The organism is Vibrio sp. 10N.261.54.A5, assembly GCF_041471145.1.
Taxonomy (GTDB): Bacteria; Pseudomonadota; Gammaproteobacteria; order Enterobacterales; family Vibrionaceae; genus Vibrio; species Vibrio crassostreae_C.
Genome location: NZ_JBFRNU010000027.1, coordinates 70,664 through 80,306 on the forward strand (window position 1 = coordinate 70,664; position 9,643 = coordinate 80,306).

Sequence of the window (9,643 nt, forward strand, 5' to 3'; positions counted from 1 at the left end):
AAGGCTTATTGTCTGCGAAAGTTTCTGGTACATTAGCATCATCTTATACTAAGAATGACCCGAATGAGGGAAGCTATGAAGCTTTACATTTACGACCACTGCCCTTTCTGTGCAAGAGTCTCCTACATTGCTCAATCGCTAGGCTTGAACATTGAGCTTGTTTCTGTCGATTATGATGATGCCCAAACCCTTATCGATCTGATCGGTAAAAAGATGGTACCCGTCTTACAAAAAGACAATGGCTCTATCATGGCAGAGAGCCTAGATATCATCGCGTACTTCATGGACTTGAAATCAAGCGATGAGCAGCGTGTGCCATCTGAGCAAGTGACTGTGTTCCAAACTCGCGCATTCCCTCTTACTCAACAGATTGGACGCCCACGTTGGTGGAACCTCGACTTGGCTGAATATCGCTCTGCTGGAGCCAAAGAAGCTTGGCGTGCCAGTAAAGAGACCGAAGGTTTTAACTTTGAAGAACTGTTAGAAAAGACGCCTCAGTTCGTTCAACTGATTAACCCATTACTGAAAGATGCCGAACTCTTACTGGATCTAGAGAATGGTGAGTCATCACTGCCTCTAGTCGATCAAGCGGTGTATTTCTCGATGCTTCGTGGCTTTTGCGTAGAACCAAGCATCACATGGCCACCAGCACTTGAACGCTGGTTAGAAAAGAAAAGTGAAACGCTAAAGCTGTCTTTACTTCGCTAGAAAGCTATCTCGATTAAGAAAGCAAGCTCTGACTCGCAAGCGACTACAACGAGCACAAACAAAAAATCGAAGCTCTCAGGTGTAAACTGCGAGCTTCGATTTTCTTTTATCTGGCCATTCTATTTCTCTAAGGCTTTGTCTTACAGCAGACGCCTTCTCAAACCTGTTCGCTCCAAGATTCGTGTCGAAATTTCTTCAACCGATAGTGAAGAGGTGTTGATGTAAGGTATCGCTTCTCGACGGAACATCGCCTCTACCGTTTGCAATTCATACAAACATTGTGAGTCACTGGCGTATTCGCTGCCTGCTAAGCGGTTCTCACGAATTTCAGTGAGCCTTTCTGCATCAATGGTCAAACCAAACAGCTTATGTCGGTAAATCTCAAACTCTGGCAACAGCTTTAAGCGTGCCAAGTCATCGTGGATAAATGGGTAGTTTGCTACGCGTAAGCCAAACTGCATCGCCATATACAAACTTGTTGGTGTTTTGCCACTTCGAGAAACACCCAACAAGATGATGTCGGCTTCTTCCAGCCCTTTTAGCGTGATGCCATCATCATGCGCGAGCGTGTACTCAATCGCAGCAATACGGTCGAAATACTTCACCGAGTCCTTGTTTACACTGCGTGAGCGCTGCAACTTAGGAACAGGCGCCATCTGAATGTCATCCTGTACTTTCTGCACGATGCTCTCTAACACGTCATAACAGTGCGCGGGCGCTTCTAGCAATTTGGTTTTGATATCAGGTATCACAATCGAAAAGAACACTAGCGGTTCTAATCCGGTATCACGATACGAAATTTCAATCTCTTTTAATAAATCAGAAAGTTTGTCCTCACTTTCCACAAACGGAAAGGTTTTTTCATTGGCTTTAAAAGGGAATTGACCTAGAACAACATGCCCTAAAGTCTCACATGTTATGGCCGTTCCATCAGAAACATAGAATACATCACGACTTTGAATATCAATTTGCATTTTTTATTTAATGTTTAAAATTATTTTGAGTAGGATGGTAACCATAATATAGATAATAAAACCCTGCTGACTATTACGTCCCCCACAGCTTTAGAAAATAATTTACATTTTTTTAAACTGACACGTAATCGTTTGCCTTTAAATCCCTACAATGCTTGCTATGTTTCTGGAGAAATAAATGCAAAATAATACCCTATGGTTCAATGGCCTATCCATGGAAGATGTCGACAAAGTCGGCGGTAAGAACGCCTCACTGGGCGAGATGGTTTCTAACCTGTCCAATGCTGGTGTTTCTGTACCTAATGGTTTTGCTACCACCTCTTATGCGTTTAACGACTTTCTTGACTACAAAGGTCTTGATGAGCGCATCCACCAACTACTTGATGAACTTGATGTTGAAGACGTTGACGCACTGCGTAAGACAGGTGCAACGATTCGACAATGGGTTCTAGACGCACCCTTCCCAGAATCACTAGAGCAAGACATCCGTGATAACTACCGCGAGCTAATCGAAGACAACGAAGAATTGTCTGTAGCTGTGCGTTCATCTGCAACCGCAGAAGACCTTCCAGATGCTTCATTCGCAGGCCAGCAAGAAACCTTCCTTAACGTGAAAGGCATCGACGCGGTACTCGAAGCAACCAAGCACGTTTACGCGTCACTGTTTAACGACCGCGCTATCTCTTACCGTGTACACCAAGGCTTTGACCACCGTGGCATTTCATTGTCTGCGGGTATCCAGCGCATGGTTCGCTCAGACAAAGCCTCTTCAGGTGTGATGTTCACGCTTGATACTGAGTCTGGCTTCGACCAAGTGGTATTCATCACCTCTTCTTGGGGCTTGGGTGAAATGGTTGTACAGGGCGCAGTGAACCCAGACGAGTTCTACGTTCACAAGCCAATGTTAGAAGCGGGTCACTACCCAATCGTTAAAAAGACGTTTGGTTCTAAGTTGATCAAGATGATCTACTCGACCAATCAAGAAATCGGCAAGCAAGTCGATATCATCGACACCGACACTCAAGAGCGTAACGAGTTCTCACTCAACGATGAAGAGATCAAAGAGCTAGCAAAACAAGCGATGATCATCGAGAAGCACTACCAACGTCCAATGGACATTGAGTGGGCGAAAGATGGCATCGACGGCAAGCTTTACATCGTTCAGGCTCGCCCAGAAACCGTATGTTCTCAAAGCGATCAAAACGTTATCGAGCGTTACGAGCTAAACAATAAGGCGGATGTCTTGGTTGAAGGCCGCGCTATCGGTCAGCGTATCGGCTCTGGCCCTGTTCGCTTGGTTGATTCTCTAGACCAAATGTCACTGGTTCAAGAAGGCGACGTGCTGGTAACTGACATGACAGACCCGGACTGGGAACCTGTGATGAAGAAAGCGTCTGCGATTGTGACTAACCGTGGTGGCCGTACTTGTCACGCTGCGATCATTGCTCGTGAGCTAGGCATTCCAGCAATCGTTGGTTGTGGCAGCGCAACAAGCAGCCTAAACGATGGCGATACCGTGACAGTGTCATGTTCAGAAGGCGAAACAGGCTACGTTTACAACGGCGAACTCGACTTTGAAATCAAACGTTCTGAGGTTGATGAGCTACCAATGCTACCGACTAAAGTGATGATGAACGTGGGTAACCCAGATCGTGCTTTCGATTTCGCGCAGATTCCAAACGAAGGCGTCGGCCTTGCTCGTCTAGAGTTCATCATCAACAAGATGATCGGTATTCACCCGAAAGCACTGCTCAACTTTGACGCACAGTCTGATGAGCTTAAAGCTGAAATCACACAGCGTATTCGTGGTTACAAAGATCCTATCGATTTCTACGTAGGCAAACTAACAGAGGGCATCGCGACCATCGCTTCTGCATTCTGGCCTAAGCGTGTGATCGTACGTATGTCTGACTTTAAGTCGAATGAGTACAGCAACCTTGTAGGCGGCAAAACATTTGAACCACATGAAGAGAACCCAATGCTGGGCTTCCGTGGTGCATCTCGTTACATCTCACCAGTATTCGAAGACTGTTTCGAGCTAGAAACTCAAGCGATCAAACGTGTTCGTAACGAGATGGGTCTTAAGAACATTGAAATCATGATTCCATTCGTTCGCACGCCAAGCGAAGCAGCATCGGTTATCGACATTCTGGCTAAGTTCGACCTACGCCGTGGCGACCAAGGTCTGAAAGTCATCATGATGTGTGAGCTACCATCGAACGCAATTTTGGCTGATGAGTTCTTGAAGTACTTCGATGGCTTCTCTATCGGTTCAAACGACATGACACAGCTGACGCTTGGCCTAGACCGAGATTCAGGTGACGTGGCACACCTATTCGATGAGCGTAACCCAGCCGTGAAAGCAATGCTGAAAATGGCGATCGATGCAGCAACCAAAGCGGGTAAATACGTGGGTATTTGTGGCCAAGGCCCATCTGACCATGACGACCTAGCAGAGTGGTTAATGGAGCAAGGCATCAGCTCTGTTTCACTAAACCCGGATACGGTTATCGATACGTGGTTGAAGCTAGGTAACGTTGTTAATAAATAAGTAAATAAGTAAATAAGTAACGTTTTACGCAGTACCTAAACGACAAAAGCCAGTCACATTGACTGGCTTTTTTAGGTTCTTTGCAAATTAGCTGGCTAGAGCGCTAGAAGTAGTATCTCACACCAACCCAAGCTTCGGTTTGCCAACCATTCGGCATTGACACACCTTTCACATCAACATCCGCTTTGGTAATGTCATAGCGCGTATTCAACCACCAAGTTCTTGCAGTGTTCATCGGCACATTTAACGATGTTTTAAATGAGAAGTTTTGCATGTCGATATCATCACCAGAAAGATCTTGCCACTCAGGAACCAAAGACACATAAGCGCCAGAGTCACCGAGATGCTTCGCGGTAATCAAACCAAGCGAGTATCCCGTTAAATCATCTTTAGATGAAGTGACGCCAGGGATCTCCATACTACCAGTCATCAGTCCTGCTCTTGGAAATACCAGGAATCCACCGGTATAAGCTGGATTAATCGCAACAACACCGCCAACCGACAATAAGTCATTTTTAATACTGTTGCGCGTATTAATATAATCTAATGAAAGACCCACTTTAGGCGTAGCTTTCGTCCCTGTTTCAAAGACGTGGAAGTACTGAATTCTAGAGTTGCTGTACTCTGTACCGAATTTGTCTGGATCGCGAAGCGCTGTGTTGCTTTCATCGACAAACGTCCCTTCGGCCAGTAGGGCAAACTGCTGACCGTTTTCTAAACCGCCAGAAACTTGCCCTTGAAATTGGATATCTGAACTACCATTCAGCATCAATGCAGCTTGAGTATAAACTTTAGTGACATCAGCAGGATCGATAACACGTTCGGAATCTGAATCGGCATGTGCAGGAAGGGCTAGACCTAAACTCAACGGGATTAATAGAGCAAACTTTTTCATTATATCTCTCGAAAGTCGTTTGCTTCCTCCTTGAAGCCTGGAACATCCTGTTAGGTAATAAATAGATTACTTGTCAGCAAGTAGTTTTGCTGCCGAACGCATTAGTGCAGGGCCTTTATTCTCACCAAAACCTGAGTGGTATGGGTTGGTTGAGAACATCACACCCACAAAGTCACGTGCAGGATCGATGTAAATAAATTGGCCTAGGTTGCCACTTTTCGACATTGCACCGTCATTGAAAATGAAATCAAATTGGTATGCGTTGTAGTCTGCTTTTTCGTTGTATGCGTGCAGTGAACTGCTCTCTTTGCTAGTACCTACGAATGCTTTTGGATCACCGCCGTTGCGGATACGATCAATCACAGCTTGTGACACCACTGGCTCATCAGCCACCGCTTTCCAGCTAGGTGTAAATAGTGTTCCCCAGCGAGCCATGTCTTCTACCGTTGATGAAACCAAGCCAACCGCGATCGCCATGCCATCTGGCGTCAAGTTGAATTGCATTGGTTGACGTGCGTGCACTTTTGACCAAACACGATCTTCGAATACTTGAGTCCAAGTTTTGTTTTCAACGTTTTCAACTAACTTAGTCAGCACCATGGTGTTGATAGATGCATAACGGAAGTGGTCACCGGCTTTTTCACCTGCGAGCTTTTGCGCGCCCTTAGCCACGTCCATCCAAGTTTCCATCTCACCCGTTTTTGCTCTTGGTGAGTTAAACGATGCCGCAAAGAAACGCACCACATCAGAGTCTGGGTTCAAGATAGACTCTAATGTCTCTTCATTGTCTAGCGCGGTCGACATGTTCAGAACTTGGTGTACTGTGATGCCATCCCAGTTCGTTCCTTTCAATTCAGAAACATACTCAGCGATCTCTTTTTCAGGGTCGACTTTGCCCTCTTCCACTAACATTGCGATCACTGTGCCAACCGTCGTTTTTGCTGTAGATGCCCAAACGTGCGTATCTGTCGGCTTCATACCTGGGTAAGCTTCGTAAACGATCTCCCCTTTGTGAATCAACATAAAGCCTTGGGTACGGAACTGTTCATCCGCCAAGTACTCATCCATTGTCAACTGACCTTTGCTTTCAGTATCAACTTTCAGTGCAGCGAGTCGTGGGTCGATATTTTTGACTAAAGGCTTGTACTCTTCGTTTGGAGCCGCCAGTGCCGTTGGTAGAAACTCACTCATGTGCATGTTGTAGTAAACGCTGTGGTCGCCGCCCATCTGCCAATGAAAGTTATTGAATAACTCACGAGCTGAGTCAGTAAAACTTGGGGTAAATGCTGTGCTCGCCTCTTTCACGGTCAAGGTAACTTGAGCACCTTCAACTTTCAGAGCTTCTTCAACTGGGTTTGCTGCAAGAGCAAATGATGATGGGGTCGCTAACGATACTAGAACGGCAATGTGTTTAAGTTTCATAATTGTTCTCCTGTTTGGGTTAGGAAAAGTATAGGGAGATGCGCTACACTTAATTAGGTCACTTGATGACATTTAATGGTAGGCACAAAACAATGAAAGCATCATCGAACACCACCAGCATACTGCTCACTTCGACCAGTAACATTGCTCCATATATTCAGTATTGTGACAAACATAGACTGGATTGGCGCACCGTCGCCGTTGCGTGCGGTCTACCCATTGAACTGACACAATCCAATCAATGGCTTCCTACACAAGACGTGATTCGCTTCATTCATGGCCTTGAGCGTAAGTTTGGCTATTCGATAGGGATTGAGGTTGGACGTAAGGCCTCTCTAGAGCAATTGTCATCTGAGCTAGACCGAAAAATTGAACAATGCACTTCTCTCGAGCAAGCGGTACGCTGCTTGATTACTGAAATATCGACCTTAAGTAATCACGTCACCATATGGACGGAAAAAAGCGATGGATTGTGGTGGCTGTGTCATCGAAGTTGCTATCACCCATCGACCTCAGGTTTTGAACAAGCAGAATGGTTTCGCGCCCTGACCGTGATTAGCCTATGCCGTAAGTTCATTGACAGTCGCTGGCAACCATCACACGCCAAGTTGGTCTCTAAGAACAACAGCGCACGTAAATTACCTAAGCATTTCTTTGATTCTGATATTCAGTTTGAAGAGCAATACGGTGCGTTCTCGATTCCGCTGCCCGATGATTATCGTGCCATTTCAGAACGAAATAGTACCCAAGATTGGCATCACGCTGTCGAGATATTAATAGACACCTATGCGACTCTACCTTGGTTCAATATTGAGTGGTTTGCGACCATGCTCGGCATGACAAAACGAACGCTGCAGAGAAACCTGAAGAGCAAAAACATTCTCTTTAAACAAGCCAAAGAACAAGTTCGGGAAGCTAAAGCAAAACAGCTACTTGAAGAGACCAACCTTTCTGTTCAAGACATCAGTTGGCAAGTGGGTTACAGCGACTTGAGTAATTTCAATCGTGCATTCAAAGGTTGGGTTGGAGTCACGCCACCAAGTTATCGGGATAAAGCGAAACATTAGAAATAGTCGAATGGAAAACCTTTAGACCCAATCCGCTAATATAAAACTCAGAAACAAGATACGACACCTTAAATTTCAATAAGCGAACGCATAAAGTTGCATTGCACAATGCTCACATACCGATGAAACTGTGCAAAGGTAATATCGATAGATTTAATGACATTTATTGGTATCGAGCTAACGTTACGTTATCCTTTACGCAATTCTTCATTGAGTGGATTGTCACTACGACAAACCTACCTTCAAGACTGATAAGAGTGTTATGAATTCTACGACCGCAACTCCCTCGCCTTCTCTTGGCCGACAACTCTATACAATGACATGGCCAATGCTGTTTGGGGTGCTCTCCCTGATGAGCTTCCAACTTGTAGACAGTGCTTTTATTGGCCAGTTAGGCGTACTGCCGCTCGCGGTTCAAGGCTTCACGCTACCAATTCAGATGATCATTATCGGGATTCAAGTCGGACTAGGCATCGCGACAACGGCTGTGATCGCGAGAGCTATTGGGGCTAACGAGATACGCTATGCCAAACAGCTCGGCGGATTAGTCGTTGCGATGGGCAGTGTGAGTGTCGCGCTGTTCTCGGTCATCATCTATCTGTTGCGTGGTCCTATTTTACAACTCCTCGATGCACCACCGACGGTACTGCCGATCATTGATTATTACTGGATCTATTGGCTGGTAAGCTCTTGGACAGGCGCACTGCTCTACTTTTTCTACAGTGTGTGTCGTGCCAATGGTAATACCATGCTGCCCGGTTCGATGATGATCGCGACCAGCATCATCAACTTGATATTGGACCCGATTTTCATATTCACGCTCGACATGGGCATCAACGGAGCCGCGATTGCGACCATCTTGGCGTTCGGTGCGGGTATCTTTATCGTTGCTCCTAAGGTAACTAAGAAGCATTGGATGACATTCGACTGGCACGATCTTGATATCGGCAAGAGTATTCGTTCTATAGGAAACATCATGGGGCCTGCGATGATCAGTCAGCTACTGCCACCAGTCTCTTCGATGCTCGCCACCAAACTGCTTGCAGGCTACGGCACAGCAGCCGTTGCAGCTTGGGCGCTAGGTTCACGTTTTGAGTTCTTTTCGATTGTTGCAGTGCTTGCTCTGACTATGTCGATGCCACCTATGATTGGCCGAATGTTGGGAGAAAAGAACCTAGGGAACATACGTAGTCTTGTGAAGATTGCCGTGATGTTTGTATTAGGATTCCAATTGGTGATCGCACTGGTAACTTGGATGTTCTCTGGCGGGTTGGCAAATCTCATGACCAGCGAAGACGAAGTCTCGACCATTTTGAACTACCACTTACTTATCGTTCCTATCAGTTTAGGGCCGTTGGGTATCTGTATGCTGATGGTTTCTATCTCGAATGCGCTTGGTAAGTCTTATACTGCCTTAACGATATCAGCACTGCGCCTGTTCGCCTTCTTCTTGCCTTGCTTGTGGATTGGTTCGCAGCTTGCTGGTATTGAAGGCCTGTTCTGGGGTGCCATGGTGGGTAATGTGCTTGCCGGTACATGTGCTTGGTTTATGTACCAACGCGCACTTGGGCAAGTCGAGGCTAAGCTTTCTAATTAATCAGTTAGCGAACTAAACGGCTTGCCAGCTAAACCGCTATAAAGTTATTAAACGAAAAAGCAGCCACTTAGGCTGCTTTTTTAGTTTCAGACTTAAAATATATTGGGGTTAGACTTGCTCAAAGTAAGCCAAAAACTCACCGCAATCTTTTTGGAATGGTGGCAATATTTCTGCTAGTGTTTCATCATCCCAATGCCACCATTCAAAGCTTTCTAATCGCCCGGCATAGCTAGGAGCATCAAACCGAGGACGCAGTTGCCAAACGCAATCGAGTATGGCGGTACGCCTTAAGCAGCGGTTGCCAACGAAAACAATCAACATAAATGAGTTAATCATTCCATTGTATCAAAGTACTTCACCAGCCTAAAACTGCAGTACTTCAGTTTCATTCGGGACCATTTTAAAAGGAAGTTATACCAATTAAAGTAA

The 9,643-nt window shown here is 45.7% G+C and carries 8 protein-coding genes; 4 read left to right on the plus strand and 4 right to left on the minus strand.

Annotated features, from left to right (window positions below):
- Positions 1 to 75: 75 nt before the first annotated feature.
- Complete coding sequence (gene grxB, locus AB4329_RS09415) at positions 76 to 708, plus strand: glutaredoxin 2 (protein ID WP_372138126.1); 633 nt, start codon at positions 76 to 78, stop codon at positions 706 to 708.
- Between the two features lie 140 nt (positions 709 to 848).
- Here the strand turns inward: grxB and AB4329_RS09420 are convergent, their stop codons facing one another.
- The gene (locus tag AB4329_RS09420; protein WP_017060559.1) at positions 849 to 1,682 is read right to left on the minus strand and encodes a pyruvate, water dikinase regulatory protein; all 834 of its coding nucleotides are present in this window, start codon (positions 1,680 to 1,682) and stop codon (positions 849 to 851) included.
- Positions 1,683 to 1,860: 178 nt separating this feature from the next.
- On the opposite strand from AB4329_RS09420, the gene ppsA reads away from it, so the two are divergent.
- A complete protein-coding gene (ppsA, locus tag AB4329_RS09425; protein ID WP_372138127.1) occupies positions 1,861 to 4,233 on the plus strand; it encodes a phosphoenolpyruvate synthase in 2,373 nt (790 codons plus the stop codon).
- A 103-nt stretch (positions 4,234 to 4,336) separates the two neighbouring features.
- Here the strand turns inward: ppsA and AB4329_RS09430 are convergent, their stop codons facing one another.
- A complete protein-coding gene (locus AB4329_RS09430) occupies positions 4,337 to 5,128 on the minus strand; it encodes a hypothetical protein (protein ID WP_017064910.1) in 792 nt (263 codons plus the stop codon).
- A gap of 66 nt (positions 5,129 to 5,194) precedes the next feature.
- A complete protein-coding gene (locus tag AB4329_RS09435; protein ID WP_102394183.1) occupies positions 5,195 to 6,550 on the minus strand; it encodes a serine hydrolase in 1,356 nt (451 codons plus the stop codon).
- Positions 6,551 to 6,642: 92 nt separating this feature from the next.
- Here AB4329_RS09435 and AB4329_RS09440 point away from each other — a divergent pair, with 92 nt between their 5' ends.
- Both AB4329_RS09440 and AB4329_RS09445 read left to right on the plus strand, forming a co-directional pair.
- Positions 6,643 to 7,617: a helix-turn-helix domain-containing protein gene (locus tag AB4329_RS09440; protein WP_372138129.1), complete on the plus strand. Its 975-nt coding sequence runs from the start codon at positions 6,643 to 6,645 to the stop codon at positions 7,615 to 7,617.
- A 262-nt stretch (positions 7,618 to 7,879) separates the two neighbouring features.
- Entirely contained in the window at positions 7,880 to 9,214 is a 1,335-nt protein-coding gene (locus tag AB4329_RS09445; RefSeq protein WP_017069196.1) for an MATE family efflux transporter, read from the plus strand.
- Positions 9,215 to 9,322: 108 nt separating this feature from the next.
- Here AB4329_RS09445 and AB4329_RS09450 read toward each other — a convergent pair whose 3' ends face one another.
- Positions 9,323 to 9,550: a phosphonate metabolism protein gene (locus AB4329_RS09450; RefSeq protein ID WP_372126755.1), complete on the minus strand. Its 228-nt coding sequence runs from the start codon at positions 9,548 to 9,550 to the stop codon at positions 9,323 to 9,325.
- Between the last annotated feature and the right edge of the window lie 93 nt (positions 9,551 to 9,643).

Excerpts from the sequence above, each read along its gene's own strand:
- grxB (WP_372138126.1), top strand. The coding sequence starts at position 76 with ATGAAGCTTTACATTTACGACCACTGCCCTTTCTGTGCAAGAGTCTCC.
- AB4329_RS09420 (WP_017060559.1), bottom strand. The coding sequence starts at position 1,682 with ATGCAAATTGATATTCAAAGTCGTGATGTATTCTATGTTTCTGATGGA.
- ppsA (WP_372138127.1), top strand. The coding sequence starts at position 1,861 with ATGCAAAATAATACCCTATGGTTCAATGGCCTATCCATGGAAGATGTC.
- AB4329_RS09430 (WP_017064910.1), bottom strand. The coding sequence starts at position 5,128 with ATGAAAAAGTTTGCTCTATTAATCCCGTTGAGTTTAGGTCTAGCCCTT.
- AB4329_RS09435 (WP_102394183.1), bottom strand. The coding sequence starts at position 6,550 with ATGAAACTTAAACACATTGCCGTTCTAGTATCGTTAGCGACCCCATCA.
- AB4329_RS09440 (WP_372138129.1), top strand. The coding sequence starts at position 6,643 with ATGAAAGCATCATCGAACACCACCAGCATACTGCTCACTTCGACCAGT.
- AB4329_RS09445 (WP_017069196.1), top strand. The coding sequence starts at position 7,880 with ATGAATTCTACGACCGCAACTCCCTCGCCTTCTCTTGGCCGACAACTC.
- AB4329_RS09450 (WP_372126755.1), bottom strand. The coding sequence starts at position 9,550 with ATGATTAACTCATTTATGTTGATTGTTTTCGTTGGCAACCGCTGCTTA.